Below are 22946 nucleotides of genomic sequence, written 5' to 3'. Positions count from 1 at the left end.
AAGAGAGGAGGGCGTACAATGAGTTTTATTATTTATCCGGCAATCGACATGCGGGGCGGAAAGTGTGTACGATTGCTTCAAGGAGATTACGGAAAAGAAACGGTATATGGTGATTCTCCATTTGATATGGCGAAATCCTTTGTCGAGGCAGGAGCGGAATGGATTCATATGGTCGACCTTGATGGCGCCCGTGATGGTAAACGGGTAAATGATACATATGTGATAAAGGCGGCTCAAGAGTTAAACGCGAAGGTTCAAATTGGCGGCGGGATTCGTAGTGAAGCCGATATCGCTCACTATTTAGAGAATGGTGTTTCGAGAGTCATTATTGGGAGTATTGCTGTTTCAAATCCGGAGTTCGCAGAAGAAATGGTTCGTAAATATCCTGGTAAAATTGCAATCGGAATTGACGCTAAAGATCGCTATGTAGCCACACATGGATGGATTTCTACATCTGAAGTAAAAGCGGTCGATTTAGGAAAGCGATTTGCGGATGCGGGAGCAGAGACTTTTATTTTTACCGATATTGCGACAGATGGGATGTTGTCAGGTCCCAATTTAGAGGCCATTCAACTAATGGCTGAAGAGACAGGAAAAGACGTGATCGCTTCAGGAGGCGTCAGCCAATTAGAAGACTTATTAGCTCTGCAAAAGCTTGAGGACAAGGGTGTAGCTGGGGCGATTGTCGGCAAGGCCATCTATGAAGGGCGATTTACCGTCCAAGAAGCATTGAAAGCGGTGAATCAATAAAATGTTAACGAAACGAATCATTCCATGTTTGGATGTAAAAGATGGACGTGTGGTAAAAGGGGTACAGTTCGTTCAACTTCGTGATGCAGGAGACCCAGTGGAACTGGCGCGTTTTTATGACGAACAAGGAGCAGATGAGCTTGTCTTTCTTGATATCTCCGCCTCGAATGAAGGACGTAAAACAATGGTTGAAGTCGTAAAAGCTGTGGCTTCTGAGTTAGCGATTCCCTTTACAGTTGGGGGCGGCATCAACTCGCTTGAAGATATGAAGCGAATTTTGCGCTCTGGAGCAGACAAGGTAAGTTTAAACACAGCAGCGGTTCTGAACCCAAGTTTAATCACAGAAGGAGCCGATTTCTTTGGGAGCCAATGTATCGTCGTTGCAATTGACGCCAGATATGACCCAGAACTTGGTTCGTGGCGTGTTTACACCCATGGAGGAAGAACGGCAACAGACCGTGAAGTGATTGAGTGGGCACGTGAGGCTGTTCGTCTTGGTGCAGGAGAGATCTTACTTACGAGCATGGATAGTGATGGTGAAAAGAAAGGCTTTGATTTGAAGTTAACGAAGGCAGTAAGTGAAGCAGTGACGGTACCTGTTATTGCTTCAGGTGGGGCTGGGAACGCGGACCATTTTGTAGATGCTTTTATCGAAGGAAAAGCAGATGCCGCGTTGGCTGCTTCTATTTTTCATTATAAAGAGACATCGGTGGCAGAAGTAAAAGCCTACCTCCGTGATAAAGGAGTGGAAGTTCGATGAACATCGAGAATTTAAAGTTTGATGAAAAAGGGTTAATCACAGCCGTTGTTCAAGATGCGCTGACGCGTGAAGTATTAACGGTGGCTTATATGAATCAGGAGTCGTTAGAAAAGTCACTTGAAACGAGAGAAACTTGGTTTTACAGCCGTTCGCGTCAAGAACTTTGGCATAAAGGTGAGACTAGTGGCAATACGCAAAGAATCGTAGAAATCAAGTATGATTGTGATGGCGATGCCCTCGTCGTGCTAGTAGAGCCTGCTGGCCCAGCTTGTCATACTGGTAGTGTTAGTTGTTTTTCAGAAAGCTTGTTAACAGGCGAAGCCTCAGTTGATGAGGCAGCGGATTTGTCGGATTATCGAATCTTAAAAGCACTAGAGCAAGTGATCGCAGACCGTGAGCGTGAGCGTCCAGAAGGTGCATATACGACTTACTTGTTTGAAAAAGGCGTCGATAAAATTTTGAAAAAAGTCGGCGAAGAAGCTTCCGAAGTGATTATCGCTGCCAAAAACCGCGATCAGGAAGAATTAAAATGGGAATCAGCAGATTTGCTTTACCATTTACTTGTATTACTTCGTGAACAGGAACTACCGTTTAAAGAGGTTTTAGGTGTGTTAGATAAACGGCATATGGAAAAGAAATAGAATTATGGTGACCGACCAGGATGTTGTCTTGGTCGGTTATTTTTTTCATTATAGAAGTGACTCTTATTAAGTGAGAGGTGGAAAATAAAGTCGGTTTTTATGAGAACCAGTACGTGCGAGTTCCATCGTTGAAAGCAATTTTGAAATCATTTTTTGGTTAGGAAAATGGAAAAATTCCTGACATTGTCAATTGGAGATACTTGGGTGAATTAATAGAAAATAATCATTCAATGCTTGGACATGTACCTTTTTTGATAGATTGCTACAGGTGGGACACATCCAGCCACGATTCAAACGGTACATCCTGTAGGTAGAGCAAACAGGACATTGAATGCTGGTTAGGATTTCGGTCATGGGGATGATATAGGCAGGGTAGGTCGGTGTATGCGGAATATTATTTTTAAGCAGAAGTTTACCTATTTTTTTACCTCTTTATCGCTGTGAGCCCCATATTGCGTTTACTCTACAAAAAAATCGATTTGCTCTACAATATCAAGTGAATACTCTACGAAAACAGTAATTTACTCTACAAACGGGATAATCTGGAAACCACACAACAGTGTAATTTGGTATGGTCTTGTTAAATACTCCCTCTCGATTTCCAAATATCCCCACAAGGCAAACGTCCAGGTCTCCAAAGAAGACAATTCAATCAGCGAACCAACAAGACAATTCCAAACAACCCCTTCACCCAACCCGTTCTGCTATGTTATACTTACTTGGTTAAAAAACCTTTTGTGGAGGACAAAATGGGAGAAGACTCTAAAGCAATCAAACAAAAAGGGCAACTACTGTCATTTGTCCCGACAGGTGAGTACTATTTCACCAAAGGGGTCAAAGCGTATCACCGGCGTGATTTGCAACGGGCTCATAAATATTTCAGCCGTGCGATGCAGCTTGAACCAGGTGAACCGATGATTGTCTGTCAGCTTGCGATTGTAGCAACCGAGCTAGGCGACTACCAGCAATCGATCGGCTTACTGAAAACGATCCTTGAAGAATTGGATGAAGAAATGGTAGAATGCCATTATTTTTTAGCAAATAATTACGCTCATATGGGCTTGTTTAAAGATGCATATCATCATGCAAACTTATACTTGGAATTAAACCGCGATGGGGAATTCATAGATGATGCGGAAGAACTGCTTGAGTTGATTATGATGGAAGCAGATGACATTGAGGATGCTCTCTTTGAAGAGGATAGCTTAATTGTCAAGCAAGAAGAAGCAAGGTCTCTGCTTGAAGCAGGTGAGTTTACGAAGGCGATTGAGATTTTCGAAGAGTTGGTTAAGGACTATCCTGAATACTGGTCAGCTTACAATAACTTGGCGTTAGCTTATTTCTATTTAGGGAATCCGGTAAAGGCAAATGAAATTTTGCAACAGGTGCTAGAAAAAAGCCCTGGCAATTTGCATGCACTTTGCAATAAGTTGGTGTTTGCTTATTACCAAAACCAGCCGACTGAAGTCCAAGAGCTAACAAAATCCCTTGCGAAAATTCAACCGCTATTGATGGAGCAGCAGTTTAAACTGGGTGCGACTTTCTCTTTGGTTGGCGAATTTGAACTAGGGTACAAGTGGTTAAATCGCCTACGGAAGCATGGGCATGAAGGGGATGGAGCCTTTTATTATTGGTTGGCCATATCTTCCTATCATACTGGACGTGAACAAGCGGCTAAGGCTTACTGGAAAAAGGTACTCGAGTTCAATCCTGAAAAGCAAGGGAATGAACCGTGGGGAACGGAAGAAGTTACCCTAAATTCCCAAGTGACAACCATCATTAATCGGTTCCAGAGTGACCATCCGGAAGAGAGATTGTTTGCGTTATTTTTAACTTCTGTTTCAGATGAAAAAGAAAAGATCTTAGCAACAAATAAAATAACTGAAAAATTGACTAGTCTAGAGAAGACGTATTTATCCTATGTTCAATCAGGTGTGCTCAATCCAGAAATGGAGTCTGTCATTGGTGGTCATGAAACAGCACTTGTTCTATATGATTTCCATCAACCGATTAATCATACAGAGGCAGGCATTTATTTAGTCTGGTTTGCTGTTTTTGAGGAAGCTGTCAAAGAAGGCTTGAATTTGAAAAATAAAAAAGCCTGGGCAGCCGCTGTTGAATATGTTTGGGAGAAACTACGTGAAGGCAAAATCACCAAAAACGCTGTTGCTCAGAAATATGGACTCTCCGTCTCAACCCTAAACAAGTATATCGAACTTGTGAGTGAATGCTTAAATTAATGGAAATAAAATGTAAGGTGCCAGGCACCATCCATTTTTTGGATGGGACTGGCACCTTTTTTATACAGTTGATGGCAAGGAGCGACATCATTTGTCATTATTTAGACGCTAGTCGAGGGATAGTAATCGTCTGCGCGCTTTTGTAAGCAAAAATTTGGACTCTTCGCTATTTGTTTTATAGGATAAGGATAGGTAGTAGATACTAAATATTAAAGTGAGGCTTATCATTTTACGATAATCTGATGGAGAGACAAGGAGTTGAATAAGATGTCAGAGGAAAAAGTATATGACGTCATTATTATTGGAGCGGGTCCAGCGGGAATGACGGCTGCGGTTTATACATCACGTGCGAATCTTTCAACGCTTATGCTTGAACGTGGAGTGCCAGGCGGTCAAATGGCGAATACGGAAGATGTCGAAAACTATCCAGGCTTTGACAGTATTTTGGGGCCAGAGCTTTCTACGAAAATGTTTGACCACGCCAAAAAGTTTGGTGCTGAATATGCATACGGAGATGTAAAAGAAATCATCGATGGTGAAGAATATAAAACAGTTGTCACAGGCTCAAAAGAGTTCAAAGCACATGCGATTATTATTTCAGCTGGAGCAGAATATAAAAAATTAGGTATCCCAGGTGAGCAAGAGCTTGGCGGTCGCGGTGTTTCTTACTGTGCTGTTTGTGATGGTGCATTCTTTAAAGAAAAAGAGTTGGTCGTTGTCGGTGGTGGAGACTCAGCGGTTGAAGAAGGCGTGTATTTAACACGTTTTGCTTCAAAAGTAACCATCGTTCACCGTCGCGATGAGCTACGTGCTCAAAAGATCCTACAAGATCGCGCGTTTGCCAATGATAAAATTGATTTTATCTGGAACCATACAGTCAAAGAAATCCATGATAAAGACGGAAAAGTTGGCAGCTTGACCCTTGTATCGACACAAGACGGAAAAGAACAAGAATTCAAAGCAGATGGTGTCTTCGTTTATATTGGGATGGTGCCATTAACAAAGCCATTTGAAGGCCTTGGAATTACAAATAGCAACGGTTATATCGAAACAAATGAAAATATGGAAACAAAGGTAGAGGGCATCTTTGCTGCTGGCGATATCCGTGAAAAATCATTGCGCCAAATTGTAACAGCAACTGGAGACGGAAGTATCGCAGCTCAGCAAGCGCAGCATTATGTTGAAGAATTGAAGGAAAAGTTAAAAGCACAAGCTTAAAATAGTAAAAGGGTCGTCAAAGTTCGCCTTAACTAAACATAAACAATAACGTAATTTTTAATTAACTCAACTGTAACAGTAGTGAAACATTAATCAGGTACAATGAAATTACAAATTGACCCCCTTTTAAAAAATATATTTGTTTAATGCACAGGCACAGCCTGTGCAATTTTTTTTGCCTTCATATAGTACAGACTGTCTTTTAGGAATATAACACTAGGTATGAGGAACTATTTCCAATTAAGGGAACTTTTGACAAAATTATCGGATTTCGATTCATTGTGAGAGGTATCTAAAAATAGTATAATGAAAACAATGAAGAGTTCGGAAGTCTTGTTATCAGATGAAATGGCAGGATAACTTAAATCATAATATATTTAAAAGAAGGTGGACCCCATGCAACGGGTAGCAAATTGTCTTCTCGTTAAAGATAAAAAAGTCTTATTGCTTCAAAAACCTCGCCGAGGGTGGTGGGTTGCTCCTGGTGGGAAAATGGAACCAGGGGAGACTGCCAAAGAATCTTGTATTCGTGAATTTCGCGAAGAAACAGGCATCTATCTCCTAAACCCAAAGATCAAAGGAATTTTTACCTTTGTTATAAAAGATGGGGATCAAGTGGTAAACGAATGGATGATGTTTACTTTTAATGCAACTGAGTCTACAGGTGTTCATCTTGAAAGGTCTGAAGAAGGGGAACTTGCTTGGCATGATACAGAAGAGATAAAAAACCTACCGATGGCTGCAGGTGATTACCATATTCTTGATTACATGGTACATGGTCAAGGGATTATTTATGGGACTTTTACGTACACTCCGGATATGGAATTGATTAACTATCGACTAGACCCTAATTAGGTCGTCTAAACATATATTCTTCACAATACTTACTATACATGAATCTTACTTTCTTTTCGGGAGGAATTATTATGAGTACCGGATCGACAAATGATACCCAGATGGTAATTATTACAGGAATGTCGGGTGCAGGGAAAACAGTCGCAATTCAAAGCTTTGAAGATTTGGGCTTCTTTTGTGTAGATAACCTCCCACCAACCTTGCTTCCGAAGTTTCTCGAATTAATGAGAGAATCTGGAAATAAAATGAATAAAGTAGCTTTGGTTATGGATTTGCGGGGAAGAGAATTCTTCGATTCTCTTTTTAAAGCGCTTGATGATTTGGCTGAGACTTCTTGGGTAGCGCCCAAAATCCTGTTCCTCGATGCAGAAGATGAAACGCTAGTTAGACGATATAAGGAAACAAGGCGTTTTCATCCTTTGGCTCAAAAAGGAAGACCGCTTGAAGGAATCAAGTTGGAGCGAGAACTACTCGAGGAATTAAAAGGCAGAGCACAAGTGATTTATAATACCTCGATGTTTAAACCAAAAGAGCTTCGCGAGAAAATCCACGAAGAGTTTTCAAATAATAAGAAATCAACATTCACAGTCAATGTGATGTCTTTTGGCTTTAAACATGGTATTCCTATTGATGCGGATTTAGTTTTCGATGTTCGTTTTTTACCGAACCCTCATTATATCGACCACATGCGTCCGAAAACTGGATTGGATGAGGAAGTTTCAACATATGTACTGAAATGGAACGAGACCCACAAATTCCTTGAAAAGGTCCTTGATTTATTAAGCTTTATGCTGCCTCATTATAAACGTGAGGGGAAAGCACAATTAATCATTGCGATTGGCTGTACAGGTGGTCAGCATCGTTCTGTCGCCTTGGCTGAACAGATTGCAAAGCATTTTGAACAAGACTATTTAACACGTATTACTCATCGTGATATTGAAAAGAGGAAGGAAAAGTCGACATGAGAATCGATGCTCAACCGAGAATCGTCATCATCGGAGGTGGGACCGGTCTCCCTGTGTTACTTCGAGGGTTGAAAAAATATGACGTGGATATTACGGCGATCGTAACGGTTGCTGATGATGGAGGAAGCTCAGGGAGATTGCGAAATGAAATGCAAATCCCTCCACCGGGCGATGTTCGAAATGTTCTTGCAGCATTATCGGATGTCGAGCCCCTAGTCGAAGAAATGTTTCAACACCGATTTAATACCGCTAATGAGCTTTCAGGTCATTCACTTGGAAATCTAATCTTAGCTGCTATGACTTCGATTACGGGAAACTTTTCTCACGCTGTACAAGAGATGAGCCGAGTCTTGAACGTTCGAGGAAAAGTCTTGCCGGCGGCCAATCGAAGTGTCATTTTGAATGCGGAAATGGAAGATGGTTCGATCGTGAGTGGGGAATCGAAAATTCCATATTCAGGGAAAAAGATTAAACGTGTTTTTCTCGACCCAGTAAACGTACAACCTCTACCGGAAACATTACAAGAGATTAGACAGGCAGATTTGATTGTCATCGGTCCAGGTAGTCTTTACACAAGTATCTTGCCAAATCTCCTAGTAAAAGATCTTGGAAAAGCCGTTTGCCAAGCAAAAGCAAAAAAAGTTTATATCTGCAACCTAATGACACAAGCTGGAGAAACGCTTAATTTTACAGCTAGCGATCATATTAAAGCGATTTACGACCATATGGAATCACCATTTCTTGATATGGTTCTATTGAACAATGAAGAGATTCCGCCTGAGATTGAATTAAGATACAAAGAAGAGTTAGCAAAACCTGTAGAATTTGACTATGAACGCCTTAAGAAGCTTGGGATTCATGTCGTTCGGGAAAAAATAGCAAACTTAGAAGGAAACGTCATACGTCATGATACTAGAAAAGTAGCAGAAATTTTATATTCACTTATTTAAAAAAATGAAACCAATAAGGGATATAACGCGTAATAGAAGTAGAATCGTCTATTCCGCGAAAGTGGCTGCTTAGCTGCAGCGTCTTACCGGACGCTTCTGCTTTAAATGTAGGAGGTGAGGGGGATGTCTTTCGCTTCGGTTACGAAGAAGGAGTTAACCAATCTTGAGGTTAAGGGATGCTGCAGCATTGCAGAACTTTCAGCTCTTATCCGCATGAATGGTTCTCTTTCCTTTTCAAACCGCGAGCTGATTGTAGACATTCAAACAGAAAACGCAGCTATTGCACGGCGGATTTATACCTTAGTAAAAATGAATTATCAAATACAGGTAGAACTTCTTGTCCGAAAAAAGATGCGGCTTAAGAAAAATAATGTTTATATCGTTCGCTTAAAAGAGTCTGCTAAAGAGATTCTAGAAGATTTGAAAATCCTTGGAGATGGCTTTTCTTTTATCCATCATATATCTGAGGATTTAGTGAAAAAGAAATGTTGTAAGCGTTCTTACTTACGAGGAGCTTTCCTCGCAGGTGGTTCCGTCAATAACCCTGAAACTTCTTCATACCATTTAGAAATTGCTTCAATGTACCAAGAGCATAGCGAATCTTTATGTGAGTTAATGAATACCTACGGGCTGAATAGTAAAACGATTGAGCGAAAAAAGGGATTTATTGCTTATCTAAAAGAAGCAGAAAAAATTACTGAATTCCTAAATGTTGTTGGAGCACATAATGCACTCCTTCGTTTTGAGGATATCCGAATTGTTAGAGATATGCGGAATTCCGTTAATCGTTTGGTTAATTGTGAAACAGCAAACTTAAATAAAACAATTGGCGCAGCTTTACGTCAGGTTGAAAATATCCGCTATATACAAAACACAGTAGGATTAGAGGTTCTTCCTGGAAAACTACGAGAAATAGCAGAATTACGTGTTGCTTATCAGGATGTGACTTTGAAGGAATTAGGAGAAATGGTTTCTGGTGGAGCCATCAGTAAATCTGGAATTAATCATCGACTTAGAAAAATTGATGAGATTGCTGACAAGCTTCGGGCTGGAGGAACAATACAGAAAAAATAATACTTAAGGGAGAGGGCATAATGGTTGAGAAACAAGTAACTGTAAAATTGAAAACAGGCTTGCAAGCACGTCCTGCTGCTATGTTTGTTCAAGAGGCAAACCGTTTTTCTTCAGATATTTTTCTTGAGAAAGATGGCAAAAAAGTAAATGCCAAGAGCATCATGGGACTAATGAGTTTGGCTGTGGGCGTTGGCTCCACAATCAATCTTATTGTTGAAGGAAACGATGAAGAAGAAGCAATAACAAAACTAAGCAATTATATCGAGAAAGAAGCTTAAAAACTCGCTCCTGATGAAGGAGCGAGTTTTTTTATGGAGTTATGGAATTGCGATATGGATAGTAGGACTCTACTTATCAATCCATGAAGTTTGTGGCGAGAGTGAGTTTGTTGTTGCCCGTTCGGTTCAAAAAAGGATTGTAGGTTAACCGAGAGCAAGTCTCGTTGTCCGTCCGGTTCAAAAAATGGATTGTATGGTAACCGAGAGTGAGTCTCGTTGCCCGTTCGGATGAAAAAAGAGTTCACAAGGGAAGTGAGGGCCAGTCTCGTTGCCCGTTCGGATGAAAAAAGAGTTCACAAGGGAAGTGAGGGCCAGTCTCGCTGCCCGTTCGGATGAAAAAAGAGTTCACAAGGGAAGTAGGGCCAGTCTCGCTGCCCGTCTGAATGAAAAAAGAGTTCACAAGGGAAGTGAGGGCCAGTCTCGCTGCCCGTTCGGATGAAAAAAGAGTTCACAAGGGAAGTGAGGGCCAGTCTCGTTGCCCGTCCGAATGAAAAAAGAGGTCACAAGGGAAGTGAGGGCCAGTCTCGCTGCCCGTCCGAATGAAAAAAGAGTTCACAAGGGAAGTGAGGGCCAGTCTCGCTGCCCGTCCGGATGAAAAAAGAGGTCACAAGGGAACTGAGGGCTAGTCTCGCTGCCCGTCCGGGTGAAAAAAGAGGTCACAAGGGAAGTGAGGGCCAGTCTCGCTGCCCGGCTCGGATGAAAAAGGGACCAATGGTAACCGAGGGGGTGTTGTCAATTTCAATCTCCTAAAATAAAGAATTTGCAACTTGTCTTATTAGAAAAAGACTTTTAGTAAAAATAAATAAAACCCCAACGAATTTCGCTGGGGTTAGTCATCTTATTTCTTTTCGTTTGGATTGCGGGTAACAATATGATCAACAAGTCCGTATTCTTTTGCACGTTCTGCTGTCATGAAGTTATCACGCTCAGTGTCACGCTCGATCACATCAAGTGATTGACCAGTGCGCTCAGAAAGAATTCCATTTAGCTTTTCGCGAAGGAAAAGAATGCGTTTTGCTGCAATCTCAATTTCTGTTGCTTGACCTTGCGCGCCACCAAGTGGTTGGTGAATCATGACTTCCGCATTTGGAAGGGCATAACGCTTTCCTTTTGTACCAGCTGCTAGTAAGAAAGCACCCATCGATGCAGCCATTCCAATACAAATTGTTTGAACTTCTGGCTTAATAAATTGCATTGTATCGTAAATGGCCATTCCAGCTGTGATGCTACCGCCAGGGCTATTAATATAGATGGAGATATCTTTTTCTGGATTCTCTGCTTCTAAGAATAAAAGCTGTGCTACAATAGAGTTTGCCACATTGTCATCAATGGCACTTCCCAACATAATAATGCGATCTTTTAGAAGGCGGGAATAAATATCATAAGCACGTTCCCCGCGGTTTGTTTGCTCGATAACTGTAGGAATTAAATTCATTCTTTGTTCCTCCTTTGTACATATTCTTTCTCAGGACGCAAGACTATTAAGTGACGAACCAACAATCATGCTGAACCTGTATTTCTATGTATTTTAATGATACACGAATGGTCAATTAAGGTCAAACGAATCACTTACTACTTCTTAAGGAATTATTCGACAATATCCTTGGCCACTACATGCGTTCTCACACTCCCATCATACCCTGTCTTGATAAATTTAAAACAAATAATCTTGCTTTTTTTAGGATCTTCCTCTATAATAGGAATTCGTACTGCTAATGCAGATTTACACATTTTCATATTTGCCCTCGTGGTGCAATGGATAGCACGCAAGATTCCGGTTCTTGAAATTCGGGTTCGAATCCTGACGAGGGCGCTAAAACTACTCCTGATTGAACATTCAATCAGGAGTTTTCTGTTTTTTTAAGAAATTCCTCCATTCCTTAAACTCATAGAATCATGTAAAATGAGGAAAGGGAGGGATTGGAATGGACTTAAAGCCTGGTTTGTGGCAAAAACAAACAATGAAATTGGCGATGACACAGGAATTAACACAAGCCATTGCATTGTTACAATACTCGGCTCAGGAGCTTGCTACGTTCTTGGAGGAAAAAGCAATCGAGAACCCTCTTTTACAAGTGGAACCGAAACATACTAGATCGCTAAGTGAAGTTAGTCGTGGTCGGAAAAGTCCTAAGATGTCATCTGGTGATCATGATGATAAAAACTGGATTGAACATATTCCTGAAACAACTGGATCCATTCAAGATTATTTGTTGCTTCAGCTCACAGATACGCCGTTGACGAATAACGAATTGAGAGTAGTTCACTATTTTATTGAGGCTATTGATGTAAACGGTTACTTAGGGGTAGACCTGGATGTTGTTAGCGAAAAGTTTGGAATAGCGATTGCAGAGGCGGAAAATTGCTTAAAGATTCTCCAAGGATTTGAACCAGCTGGGGTTGCTGCGCGTAACCTTCAAGAATGTTTGCTTTTACAGGTAGAGATAGCACTTACTTTAAAAAAAGATGCTACCGAAGAAGATAGCAGTCGTTCGCCAGAGCAATTGCTGAAAACGATTTTAAGCGAACATTTTATTCTATTTGCAGAGAAAAAGTGGAAAACAATTGCGAAGCTTTTAAAGCTCGATTTAAAAGAAATTCAACAAGCATATGATTTTGTTCAAACGCTGAATCCACGTCCAGGAGCGGCTTATCAGAATGAAAAAGCTGCCTATGTGGTTCCAGATGTGATTATAAAAACAGAGAATGGTCAATTAACAGTAAGTCTGTTTGATGATACAATACCAAAAGTTACGTTTAATGAGTCTTATTACCGTGAGTTGTCCGCTTATAAAGACCGAGAGGTAAGTCGTTTTCTTCAGGAAAAACAAGCGGACTATCAGTGGATTTATAAAAGCTTAGAACAACGTCGAGAAACATTAATGAAGGTCGCGCTTAAAATTGTCGAAAAGCAATCGGAGTTTTTCCTGCAAGGACCGTCTTTTTTAAAACCGATGACAATGAAGGAAATTGCCGAGGAGCTTGAAATTCATGAATCGACGGTGAGTCGAGCTGTAAGAGAAAAATATATTCAAACACCAACCGGTACTTATGAAATGAGAAATTTATTTTCAAGTTCAATTCAAACAACTGAGCAAGACCAGACTTCTTCTACGCATGCGAAACAGGCAATTGAGCGGTTAATTAAAAATGAAAATAAACAGAAGCCATTATCGGATCAAGATATTGTCAAAATGCTGGAAGATCGTTCAGGCATTCGAATTTCTAGAAGGACTGTTGCAAAGTATCGTGAACAACTTGGAATTCAAGCATCTTCAAAACGAAGACGCTTTGAATAAAAGCCGACATAGAAAGAAGTGAAGATAAAGGTGCAAACAACTGTCAAACTTTATATGAGGCAACGATGCCATTTATGTGAAGAGGCAAAGAGTTTACTAGAGGAACTTCAACATCAATGGGATTTTGAAATTATTGAAGTAGATATTGATCAAGATGATGTTTTAATTGAAAAATACGGTATTACGATCCCAGTTATTGAAATCAAGGGCGAAGAAGTCGCGGCAGGGATAATTCATAAAAACTCCATAGTTGAAGCGTTTTCAAGAAAAAACGTAGGTTTTATTAGTTGAACTACCCTCACACTCCTGTTAAAATGAAATAGAAATCAGGGGTGATTTTTTTTGGAACAAGTGGGACATAATATGTCACTGCGGGACGTAAAACGCCCACTCTAGTTTGAAGGAGAAAAAAACCACATGCAATCATTGCTAGATATTCAAAAGAGAATATTACCTGATCTCGTTGATATTATGCATAAACGGTATTCGATTTTGAAATACATATTTACAATGCAACCTGTTGGTCGGAGAAACTTAGCTGGCAGCCTAGGCTTTACAGAAAGAGTGCTGCGGAGTGAAGTGGAATTTTTAAAAGAACAAAATTTAATTCAGATGTCCACTCAGGGAATGAGCTTAACGAAAGAAGGAAAAGATATACTGGAAAGTCTTGATAACATCATGCATGAGGTTTCAGGGATTAGCTCTTTACAAAAAGAGCTCCGCGCAAAACTAGGGGTTTCTCAAGTCTATATTGTCCCAGGAGATAGTGATCAGTCCCCTTGGGTAAAAAGAGAACTTGGGAAAGCTTGTGCTACCTGCATGAAAAATCGGCTTAAAGCAGACAATATCATTGCAGTAACGGGCGGTACAACAATGGCTGCTGTTGCGGAAATGCTTCCTTCTGAATTAGGTGAAAAGAATCTACTATTTGTTCCGGCAAGAGGTGGGATTGGACAAGATGCCAATAGCCAAGCCAACACGGTGAGTGCCATTATGGCAGCTAGAACAAATTCTCATCATCGGATGTTCTATGTACCCGACCAGGTAAGCAACGAGATCTACGAGTCATTCATCAGAGAACCGCTGATTTCTGAAATGCTCAATCTTATTAAATCTGCCAACATAGTTTTGCATGGTATTGGAGATGCTATCACAATGGCGAAACGCCGCAACACTTCTCCCGAGGTAATGAAACAAATCACGGAGGGGAAAGCTGTTGGTGAAGCATTTGGCTATTATTTTAACGAGGCCGGTGAGATTGTTTATAAAGTTCAAACAATCGGCTTACAACTTGATGACTTACGAACCGCTGAGCATGTGATTGCTGTTGCGGGTGGGGCATCGAAAGCCAAAGCCATCAAAGCCTATATGAGGCAAGCTCCACCGTCAACCATTTTGATAACGGATGAAGGGGCTGCAAAATCATTAGTTAAAGGCTAAAAGCTTGACTGGATTCAGGTCAATTTATCTGAGTTTCCAGGAAAGGCCTTTAATATATATAATTCTCGCTTTAAGCGGGGGAAAATATTAGCTTTACGAACTTAAAGGAGGAAATACTCATGGCAGTAAAAATTGGTATTAACGGATTTGGACGCATTGGACGTAACGTATTCCGTGCAGCGCTAAAAAACCCTAACGTTGAAGTAGTAGCAGTAAACGACTTAACAGATGCAAATATGCTTGCGCATCTTTTAAAATATGATTCCGTTCATGGAACACTTCAAGAAGAAGTATCTGTTGACGGTGAATACTTAGTAGTAGCTGGACAACGCGTAAAAGTTACAGCTGAAAGAGATCCAGCACAAATCGCTTGGGGCGAACTAGGAGCAGAGGTTGTTGTTGAATCTACTGGTCGTTTCACAAAGCGTGCAGACGCTGCGAAACACTTAGAAGGTGGCGCGAAGAAAGTTATCATCTCTGCACCTGCAAACGAAGAAGATATTACAATTGTTATGGGTGTTAACCATGAGCAATATGACCCAGCTAACCATCATGTAATTTCTAACGCTTCTTGTACAACAAACTGCTTAGCGCCGTTTGCAAAAGTTTTAAATGATAAGTTTGGCATTAAGCGTGGTATGATGACAACAATCCACTCTTACACAAATGACCAACAAATCCTTGACTTGCCACATAAAGACTATCGTCGTGCACGTGCAGCAGCAGAAAACATGATTCCAACAACAACTGGTGCAGCAAAAGCGGTAGCGCTTGTATTGCCTGAACTAAAAGGTAAACTGAACGGTGGAGCGGTTCGTGTTCCAACTCCAAACGTTTCTCTAGTAGACCTTGTTGCTGAACTTGATAAAGAAGTAACTGCTGAAGATATCAATGCAGCTCTTAAAGAAGCAGCTGAAGGCGAACTAAAAGGAATTCTTGGTTACAGTGAAGAGCCACTAGTATCTGGTGACTACAACGGTAACCCAAATTCTTCTACTATTGATGCTCTTTCTACAATGGTAATGGAAGGCAACATGGTAAAAGTAATTTCTTGGTACGATAACGAATCAGGTTACTCTCACCGCGTTGTAGACCTAGTTGACTACCTTGCACAAAAAGGTCTTTAATTTTTAGATAATAGCCACAGGACACTTGGATGGAACCATCCAGATTGTCTATAATTTAGTGGGGTGTAGGGAGTGGGGACCAGTCCCCTCTCCCTTCATTTTTAGATAGGAAAATTTGAGAACCGATAGCTCGAGAGTTTGGCGAATATTATGATCGCTTGCTAACAGGGCTTGCGCTTTTCTTAAAACCAATTAGGAGGTTTCTGCCTTGAACAAAAAATCTGTTAAAGATATTGATGTAAAAGGGAAACGAGTTTTTTGCCGTGTGGATTTCAATGTTCCAATGAAAGATGGACAGGTAACGGATGAAACAAGAATTCGTGCTGCATTGCCAACGATTCAATACTTAAGCGAACAGGGAGCTAAAGTCATTTTGGCTAGTCACCTTGGTCGTCCAAAAGGACAGGTCGTTGAAGAATTGCGCTTAACTCCAGTGGCTACACGCTTATCTGAGCTACTAGGTAAAGAAGTGAAGAAAACAGATGAAGCTTATGGAGATTCTGTTAAAGCAGAAATCTCTACAATGAATGATGGCGACGTCCTTCTACTTGAAAACGTTCGTTTTTATCCTGGAGAAGAAAAAAATGATGCTGAATTAGCTAAAGCATTTGCTGAGCTAGCGGATGTTTATGTAAATGATGCTTTCGGTGCAGCTCACCGTGCGCATGCTTCAACTGAAGGAATTGCCCATCATATACCGGCTGTTTCTGGCCTTCTTATGGAGAAAGAGCTTGATGTATTAGGAAAAGCACTTTCAAATCCAGAGCGTCCGTTCACAGCGATTGTCGGTGGTGCGAAAGTAAAAGACAAAATCGGCGTCATTGAGAATCTCCTAGATAAAGTAGATAACCTCATTATTGGTGGCGGTCTTGCTTATACATTTGTTAAGGCTCAAGGACATGAAATTGGAAAGTCTCTATTAGAAGAAGATAAAATGGATCTTGCTAACTCTTTTGTTGCGAAAGCGAAAGAAAAAGGAGTTAACTTCTATATGCCTGTAGATGTCATTGTTGCAGATGACTTCTCTGAGGAAGCAAATACAAAGGCTGTTGCAATTGAAGAAATTCCAGCTGACTGGGAAGCACTTGATATAGGTCCTAAAACGAGAGAACTATATAGTGATGTGATTAAGAATTCAAAGCTAGTGATCTGGAACGGACCAATGGGTGTATTCGAATTAAATGTATTTGCTAACGGTACAAAGGCTGTTGCTCAAGCACTTGCTGATTCTTCTGATACATATTCAGTCATTGGTGGGGGAGATTCTGCGGCGGCTGTTGAAAAGTTCAATCTTGCTGACAAGATGAGCCATATTTCAACTGGCGGTGGTGCTTCTCTTGAGTTTATGGAAGGTAAGGCTCTCCCTGGTGTTGTCGCTTTAAACGACAAATAAACCTTCTAGGAAAACGGTTCGTAAGGGGGTTCTGAACCATTCAGAACCCTGCGAACAGTTCGGAACATGGTTCTGAAGAGTGCAACTAGGTTCATTTGAAACTAAGCTAGGATCCACAGATTGATAGGAATCCTCTAAATAAAAATGTTTTGAAAGGAAGTGCCGGTCTTGCGAAAACCAATTATTGCAGGAAACTGGAAAATGCATAAAACACTGTCTGAAGCGAAAAAATTTATTGAGGATGTAAACGGACTTGTTCCATCCGCAGATAAAGTAGAATCTGTAGTGTGCGCACCGGCATTATTTTTAGGTCAACTTGTTGAAGCAGCAAATAACCATGATTTAAAAATAGGTGCGCAAAATATGCATTTCGAAGAAAGTGGTGCTTTTACTGGTGAAGTTAGCCCGAAAGCATTAGAAGATATTGGTGTAAACTATGTGATCATTGGACATTCTGAGCGCCGTGAAATGTTTAATGAAACAGATGAAAGTGTGAATAAAAAGACTCTTGCTGCTTTTAAATACAACTTAGTACCAATCGTTTGCTGTGGTGAAACACTTGAACAACGTGAAAACGGTGAAACGAATGAGCTCGTCGGTACACAAGTGAAAAAAGCACTTGAAGGGCTAACAGAAGAGCAAGCTAAACAAACGGTTATTGCTTATGAGCCAATTTGGGCAATTGGAACAGGCAAATCTTCAACTGCAGAAGATGCCAATGAAGTATGTGCTTATATTCGTAAAGTTGTTGCAGAACAATTTTCACCTGAAGTGGCAGAAGCTGTGCGTATCCAATATGGTGGAAGCGTTAAGCCAGCGAACATCAAAGAGTACATGTCTCAGCCGGATATCGATGGAGCATTAGTTGGTGGAGCAAGTCTTGAGACAGATTCCTTCTTACAATTATTGGAGGCAGGGCAATGAGTAAGACATCTCCAACAGCGTTAATCATTCTTGATGGTTTTGCCTGCAGAGGCGAAGAAAAGGGAAATGCGGTTGCTCAAGCCAATAAACCAAACTTTGATCGATTTTGGAATACCTATCCACATGCGCAATTAACGGCGAGTGGAGAGGCAGTAGGTCTTCCTGAAGGGCAAATGGGAAACTCTGAAGTAGGTCATTTAAACATTGGTGCTGGACGTATTGTGTACCAAAGCTTGACAAGAGTGAATATCTCGATTCGTGAAGGGGAGTTCGAACAGAACGAAACTTTCCTAAATGCAATTAAGCATGTAAAAGAAAAAGGGACAAGTCTTCACCTCTTTGGTTTACTATCAGATGGTGGAGTACATAGCCATATTGAGCATATGTTTGCCCTTTTAAAATTGGCAGCAGATCAAGGTGTAGAAAAAGTGTATGTTCATGCTTTCCTAGATGGACGTGACGTTGGTCCGCAAACAGCTACAGGTTATGTAAAGCAAACCCTTGAGAAAATGAAAGAAATTGGTGTCGGTGAATTTGCAACGATTTCTGGGCGATACTATTCTATGGACCGTGACAAGCGCTGGGAGCGTGTGGAGAAATCTTACCGTTCAATGGTTTATGGTGAAGGCCCTTCGTACACAGATCCTTTAGAAGTCATTGAGGATAGCTACAAGAATGGAATTTATGATGAATTCGTGTTGCCATCTGTCATTACAAAAGAAGATGGAACTCCAGTTGCTACCGTTCAAAATGACGATGCAGTAATTTTCTATAATTTCCGTCCTGACCGTGCAATCCAGATCTCGAACACTTTTACAAACAAGGATTTCCGTTCATTTGATCGCGGACCGAAGCATCCAGAGAACTTAAATTTTGTATGTTTAACGCATTTTAGTGAAACAGTTGATGGTTATGTTGCTTTTAAACCAACAAACCTAGATAATACTCTAGGGGAAGTTCTTTCGCAAAATAACATGACACAACTTCGTATTGCAGAAACAGAGAAATATCCTCACGTAACGTTCTTTATGAGCGGCGGTCGTGAAAAAGAGTTTCCTGGTGAAACAAGACTTTTGATTAACTCACCAAAAGTTGCAACTTACGATTTAAAACCTGAGATGAGTGCTTACGAATTAACCGATGCGTTGATTAAAGAAATTGAAGCCGACAAACACGATGCGATTCTCTTAAACTTCGCTAACCCTGACATGGTTGGTCACTCTGGTATGCTAGAGCCAACGATTAAAGCGATTGAAACCGTCGATGAATGTCTTGGTAAAATCGTTGATTTAATCGTCTCTAAGGGTGGTACGGCAATCATTACTGCTGATCATGGGAATGCTGATGAAGTAGTAACTTTGGAAGGAAACCCTATGACTGCACATACGACAAACCCAGTGCCAGTGATTGTCACAAAATCAGGTGTCGAGCTTCGTGAAGGCGGAATTCTTGGTGATTTAGCGCCAACAATGCTTGATTTACTTCAAGTAGAACAACCGGAAGAAATGACTGGAAAATCATTAATTAAAAAGTAAGTAGTTTTATAAAAATCATTTAGACCGATCTTCGGTAAATAGACAATAAGGAGAGAATAACATGCCATTTATTACTGATGTATATGCACGTGAAGTCCTTGATTCCCGCGGGAACCCTACAGTTGAGGTTGAAGTTTACACTGAGTCTGGTGCGTTCGGACGCGCGCTAGTTCCAAGTGGTGCTTCTACTGGTGAATACGAAGCAGTAGAACTTCGTGATGGCGACAAAAGCCGTTACCTTGGAAAAGGTGTTTTAAAAGCAGTAGAAAACGTAAATGAAATCATCGCTCCAGCTTTAGTTGGCGAGGAGTTCAACGTTCTTGATCAAGTAGCAGTTGACCAAGCTTTGATCGAGCTTGATGGAACGGAAAACAAAGGAAAATTAGGTGCGAACGCAATCCTTGGTGTTTCTATGGCAGTTGCTCGTGCAGCAGCAGATTACCTAGATATGCCATTATACCAATACCTTGGTGGATTCAACTCTAAGCAACTTCCAGTTCCAATGATGAACATCGTTAACGGTGGGGAGCATGCGGATAACAACGTTGATATTCAAGAATTCATGGTTATGCCTGTTGGTGCAGAAAACTTCCGTGAAGCACTTCGCATGGGAGCAGAAATCTTCCACAGCCTAAAATCTGTATTAAAAGAAAAAGGCTTAAATACAGCTGTAGGTGACGAAGGTGGTTTCGCTCCAAACCTTGGTTCAAATGAAGAAGCACTTCAAACAATTGTTACAGCAATCGAAAAAGCTGGTTACAAGCCAGGTGAACAAGTACGTCTTGCAATGGATGCTGCATCTTCTGAGTTCTTCAACAAAGAAGACGGCAAATACCATTTAGCTGGAGAAGGTGTTGTGAAAACATCTGCAGAAATGGTAGATTGGTACGAGGAAATGTGCAACAAGTACCCAATCATCTCAATCGAAGATGGACTTGATGAAAACGACTGGGAAGGCCATAAGTTATTAACAGAGCGCCTTGGCGGAAAAGTTCAGTTAGTTGGTGACGACCTATTCGTTACAAATACAAAGAAATTGTCTCAAGGTATTGAGCAAGGTGTTGGAAACTCAATCCTAATTAAAGTAAACCAAATCGGTACTTTAACTGAGACATTTGATGCAATCGAAATGGCGAAGCGTGCAGGTTACACTGCGGTTATCTCTCACCGTTCTGGTGAAACAGAAGATTCAACAATCGCTGATATCGCTGTTGCTACAAATGCTGGTCAAATTAAGACTGGTGCACCTTCTCGTACAGACCGTGTTGCAAAATACAACCAACTTCTTCGCATCGAAGATCAACTTGGTGAAACAGCACAGTTCAACGGAATCAAATCTTTCTACAACCTTAAGAAGTAATCTTGTTTGATGGACGCTGGCGGTTTTTTACTGCCGGCGTTTTTTGTATGGTGGTGTCAAGTTTATAGTCTCATGCTTGGGAGGATGACAGAGCAGAGGGTCCTAGCGTTCCCGGAAAAGGTTTTGAGTAGGAAAAAGGGAATGCAAGAAATTTCTATCGTGTCCGAAGCGTCAAGGTTGAGGACAAAGAGTAACGATAAGAATTCTATCGTGCCCGAAGCGTCAAGGTTGAGGACGAAATGGTAACGATAAGAATTCTATCGTGCCCAAAGAGCTAAGGCTGAGGACAAAATGGTAACGATAGAAGCTCTATCGTGCCCAAAGAGCCAAGGGTGAGGACAAAATGGTAACGATAAGAATTCTATCGTGCCCAAAGAGCTAAGGCTGAGGACAAAATGGTAACGATGGAAAATCTATCGTTCCCAAAAAACAAAAGTGAAGCGAAGTAGGTAACAATAGAAAAAATCAATCATTCCCGAAAAGCGAATTTGGATTGAAAGTTCAGAATATCGATTAGACAAGTATTGTTTCAAGCTCGAAAATATGATAAATTTATACTATTGTTATACGTAGGTTTCTCAGGAGGTTGCTTCATGCATACATTTTTAATTGTTTTATTGGTTATTGATTGTCTAGCGTTAATTGCGGTGGTTCTTCTTCAATCTAGTAAAAGTGCAGGTCTTTCTGGTGCAATTTCCGGCGGTGCTGAAACATTGTTTGGTAAGCAAAAAGCACGAGGTATTGATTTAGTCCTACATCGAATTACGATTGTTTTGGCTGTCTTGTTCTTCGTTCTTTCCATTTTAGTTACTTACTTTGATATTTAAAAACGAACTAGTAAACCCAGTCTCATCAAGAGGCTGGGTTTTTTTAGGCATACAAAAGTACTACTTAGTGAATGGTCCAGCTCCAGCAGCAAACTTCTACTCGGGTTGTAGGCCACTCTTTAGTTGATTCTAATTGCAAAAAAGCTGCATCCGCTTTTCTTCATCGCAGGGCTTTTCTCTGGAATGTTGTTAGCAGGTTTGTTAAAACTAATAGGGATTGCAAAATTTTTTACTAATTATATAGTTGTTAATCAAACGTTTGATTAAATACGAAATGCATCATTGATGATCATCTTTTAGTAGAGGGAGTAATTTTTATGAAAAAGCTAGTGCCAAAACCATTTACATTTAAAGCTGGGAAAAGAGCTGTGCTTATGCTGCATGGTTTTACAGGGAATTCGGCGGATGTACGCATGATGGGACGATTCCTCCATGATAAGGGGTATACATGCCATGCGCCGATTTACAAAGGTCATGGGGTACCACCAGAAGAACTTGTTCATACCGGGCCTGAGGATTGGTGGCAAGATGTGACCAATGCATATGATTATTTAAAAAATGAGGGATATGACGAAATCGCGGTAGTTGGTTTATCCATTGGTGGTGTATTTTCCTTAAAATTAGGGTATACAGTACCTGTGATGGGGGTTGTCCCAATGTGTGCGCCAATGTACATCAAGAGTGAAGAGGTCATGTATAAGGGCGTTTTACATTATGCCCGCGAATACAAGAAGCTTGAAGGAAAAACAGATGAGCAAATTGCTGCCGAAATGGGAGAGTTTGAAAAAACACCAATGAAAACCTTAAAAGGGGTCCAAGAGGTCATTTCCGAAGTTCGAAATAATGTGGACATGGTTTATGCACCAACATTTGTTGTCCAAGGTCGTCATGATCATATGATTAACCCGGATAGTGCCAATATCATTTATAATGAAGTAGAGTCCGTGCGTAAAGAAATAAAGTGGTACGAAGAATCAGGACATGTAATCACATTTGATAAGGAGAAGGACCAGCTACATGAGGACGTTTATGCGTTTCTTGAGAGCCTAAGTTGGAAAGAATAAATATAGGTATAAATGAGACAACTAAACATATATGAAGGCTGAAAGATTGTTGTTGAAATCCTAAAGACGATTTTAACGAAATAGTAGCCAGCCATTTGTATGTTTAAGATTAGTCTGCAAGCTCTTTTCTCATAAAAGATGTCGATTTACTTGAATAACCAAGCATATTCAGTGTACTTGTTGTGAAAAGCAACAAGGTTTGAGAAAAGAGCCTAATGAAAGACGAGAATAAAAGGAGGGATTTTA

22 protein-coding genes and 1 tRNA gene are annotated in these 22946 nt (G+C 40.7%); 21 read left to right on the top strand and 2 right to left on the bottom strand.

Annotated elements, in window-relative coordinates; genetic code table 11:
- The first annotated feature begins 18 nt into the window (after window positions 1-18).
- The 10 genes from hisA (at window position 19) to M3182_RS05150 (ending at window position 9731) form a co-directional block, all read left to right on the top strand.
- A complete protein-coding gene (hisA, locus tag M3182_RS05195) occupies window positions 19-750 on the top strand; it encodes a 1-(5-phosphoribosyl)-5-[(5-phosphoribosylamino)methylideneamino]imidazole-4-carboxamide isomerase (protein WP_251557231.1) in 732 nt (243 codons plus the stop codon).
- A gap of 1 nt (window position 751) precedes the next feature.
- Window positions 752-1510: an imidazole glycerol phosphate synthase subunit HisF gene (hisF, locus tag M3182_RS05190; protein WP_251426240.1), complete on the top strand. Its 759-nt coding sequence runs from the start codon at window positions 752-754 to the stop codon at window positions 1508-1510.
- Entirely contained in the window at window positions 1507-2151 is a 645-nt protein-coding gene (gene hisIE, locus M3182_RS05185; protein WP_251426239.1) for a bifunctional phosphoribosyl-AMP cyclohydrolase/phosphoribosyl-ATP diphosphatase HisIE, read from the top strand. Before hisF ends, hisIE begins: the two co-directional genes overlap by 4 nt.
- Window positions 2152-2900: 749 nt before the next feature.
- On the top strand, window positions 2901-4391 hold the full coding sequence (locus M3182_RS05180) for a tetratricopeptide repeat protein (protein ID WP_251426238.1): 1491 nt from the start codon (window positions 2901-2903) through the stop codon (window positions 4389-4391).
- 267 nt (window positions 4392-4658) lie between these two features.
- On the top strand, window positions 4659-5609 hold the full coding sequence (gene trxB / locus M3182_RS05175; protein WP_251426237.1) for a thioredoxin-disulfide reductase: 951 nt from the start codon (window positions 4659-4661) through the stop codon (window positions 5607-5609).
- 396 nt (window positions 5610-6005) lie between these two features.
- Window positions 6006-6464 carry an NUDIX hydrolase gene (locus M3182_RS05170; RefSeq protein WP_251426236.1) on the top strand — a complete coding sequence of 153 codons (459 nt, stop codon included), beginning with the start codon at window positions 6006-6008 and terminating at the stop codon, window positions 6462-6464.
- A 71-nt stretch (window positions 6465-6535) separates the two neighbouring features.
- Window positions 6536-7429: an RNase adapter RapZ gene (rapZ, locus tag M3182_RS05165; RefSeq protein WP_251426235.1), complete on the top strand. Its 894-nt coding sequence runs from the start codon at window positions 6536-6538 to the stop codon at window positions 7427-7429.
- Entirely contained in the window at window positions 7426-8379 is a 954-nt protein-coding gene (locus M3182_RS05160; RefSeq protein WP_285867118.1) for a gluconeogenesis factor YvcK family protein, read from the top strand. The genes rapZ and M3182_RS05160 overlap by 4 nt, the downstream gene beginning before the upstream one ends.
- A gap of 123 nt (window positions 8380-8502) precedes the next feature.
- On the top strand, window positions 8503-9453 hold the full coding sequence (gene whiA, locus M3182_RS05155) for a DNA-binding protein WhiA (protein ID WP_251426234.1): 951 nt from the start codon (window positions 8503-8505) through the stop codon (window positions 9451-9453).
- A 20-nt stretch (window positions 9454-9473) separates the two neighbouring features.
- Complete coding sequence (locus M3182_RS05150; protein WP_251557223.1) at window positions 9474-9731, top strand: HPr family phosphocarrier protein; 258 nt, start codon at window positions 9474-9476, stop codon at window positions 9729-9731.
- An 838-nt stretch (window positions 9732-10569) separates the two neighbouring features.
- Here the strand turns inward: M3182_RS05150 and clpP are convergent.
- Both clpP and M3182_RS05140 read right to left on the bottom strand, forming a co-directional pair.
- Entirely contained in the window at window positions 10570-11190 is a 621-nt protein-coding gene (gene clpP / locus M3182_RS05145) for an ATP-dependent Clp endopeptidase proteolytic subunit ClpP (RefSeq protein WP_349774421.1), read from the bottom strand.
- A gap of 128 nt (window positions 11191-11318) precedes the next feature.
- On the bottom strand, window positions 11319-11468 hold the full coding sequence (locus M3182_RS05140) for a hypothetical protein (RefSeq protein WP_251426231.1): 150 nt from the start codon (window positions 11466-11468) through the stop codon (window positions 11319-11321).
- A gap of 4 nt (window positions 11469-11472) precedes the next feature.
- Between M3182_RS05140 and M3182_RS05135 the strand changes: the two genes are divergently transcribed.
- The 11 genes from M3182_RS05135 to M3182_RS05085 all read left to right on the top strand — a co-directional run bounded on the left by M3182_RS05135 (window position 11473) and on the right by M3182_RS05085 (window position 22700).
- Window positions 11473-11544, top strand: a tRNA-Arg gene (locus tag M3182_RS05135).
- A 112-nt stretch (window positions 11545-11656) separates the two neighbouring features.
- Window positions 11657-13030, top strand: coding sequence for an RNA polymerase factor sigma-54 (gene rpoN / locus M3182_RS05130; RefSeq protein WP_251557221.1), 1374 nt, complete (start codon window positions 11657-11659; stop codon window positions 13028-13030).
- A 30-nt stretch (window positions 13031-13060) separates the two neighbouring features.
- Window positions 13061-13321, top strand: a complete 261-nt coding sequence (locus M3182_RS05125) for a glutaredoxin family protein (RefSeq protein WP_349774417.1) — start codon at window positions 13061-13063, stop codon at window positions 13319-13321.
- 126 nt (window positions 13322-13447) lie between these two features.
- On the top strand, window positions 13448-14470 hold the full coding sequence (locus tag M3182_RS05120; RefSeq protein ID WP_251426219.1) for a sugar-binding transcriptional regulator: 1023 nt from the start codon (window positions 13448-13450) through the stop codon (window positions 14468-14470).
- 119 nt (window positions 14471-14589) lie between these two features.
- Window positions 14590-15597 carry a type I glyceraldehyde-3-phosphate dehydrogenase gene (gene gap, locus M3182_RS05115; protein ID WP_251426218.1) on the top strand — a complete coding sequence of 336 codons (1008 nt, stop codon included), beginning with the start codon at window positions 14590-14592 and terminating at the stop codon, window positions 15595-15597.
- A 208-nt stretch (window positions 15598-15805) separates the two neighbouring features.
- Window positions 15806-16990, top strand: coding sequence for a phosphoglycerate kinase (locus M3182_RS05110; protein WP_251426217.1), 1185 nt, complete (start codon window positions 15806-15808; stop codon window positions 16988-16990).
- Window positions 16991-17158: 168 nt separating this feature from the next.
- On the top strand, window positions 17159-17914 hold the full coding sequence (gene tpiA, locus M3182_RS05105) for a triose-phosphate isomerase (protein WP_251426216.1): 756 nt from the start codon (window positions 17159-17161) through the stop codon (window positions 17912-17914).
- A complete protein-coding gene (gene gpmI / locus M3182_RS05100) occupies window positions 17911-19449 on the top strand; it encodes a 2,3-bisphosphoglycerate-independent phosphoglycerate mutase (protein WP_251426215.1) in 1539 nt (512 codons plus the stop codon). The genes tpiA and gpmI overlap by 4 nt, the downstream gene beginning before the upstream one ends.
- Window positions 19450-19510: 61 nt before the next feature.
- A complete protein-coding gene (gene eno / locus M3182_RS05095) occupies window positions 19511-20809 on the top strand; it encodes a phosphopyruvate hydratase (RefSeq protein ID WP_251426214.1) in 1299 nt (432 codons plus the stop codon).
- A gap of 593 nt (window positions 20810-21402) precedes the next feature.
- Window positions 21403-21636, top strand: coding sequence for a preprotein translocase subunit SecG (gene secG, locus M3182_RS05090; protein ID WP_251426213.1), 234 nt, complete (start codon window positions 21403-21405; stop codon window positions 21634-21636).
- Window positions 21637-21953: 317 nt separating this feature from the next.
- A complete protein-coding gene (locus M3182_RS05085) occupies window positions 21954-22700 on the top strand; it encodes an alpha/beta hydrolase (RefSeq protein ID WP_251557214.1) in 747 nt (248 codons plus the stop codon).
- Window positions 22701-22946 lie beyond the last annotated feature (246 nt).

The sequence above is a fragment of the Mesobacillus maritimus genome, from assembly GCF_023715205.1.
Taxonomy (GTDB): domain Bacteria; phylum Bacillota; class Bacilli; order Bacillales; family Cytobacillaceae; genus Mesobacillus_B; species Mesobacillus_B maritimus_C.
Note: the sequence above shows the minus strand (reverse complement) of the source record. Positions and strands in the feature narration are given on the sequence as shown.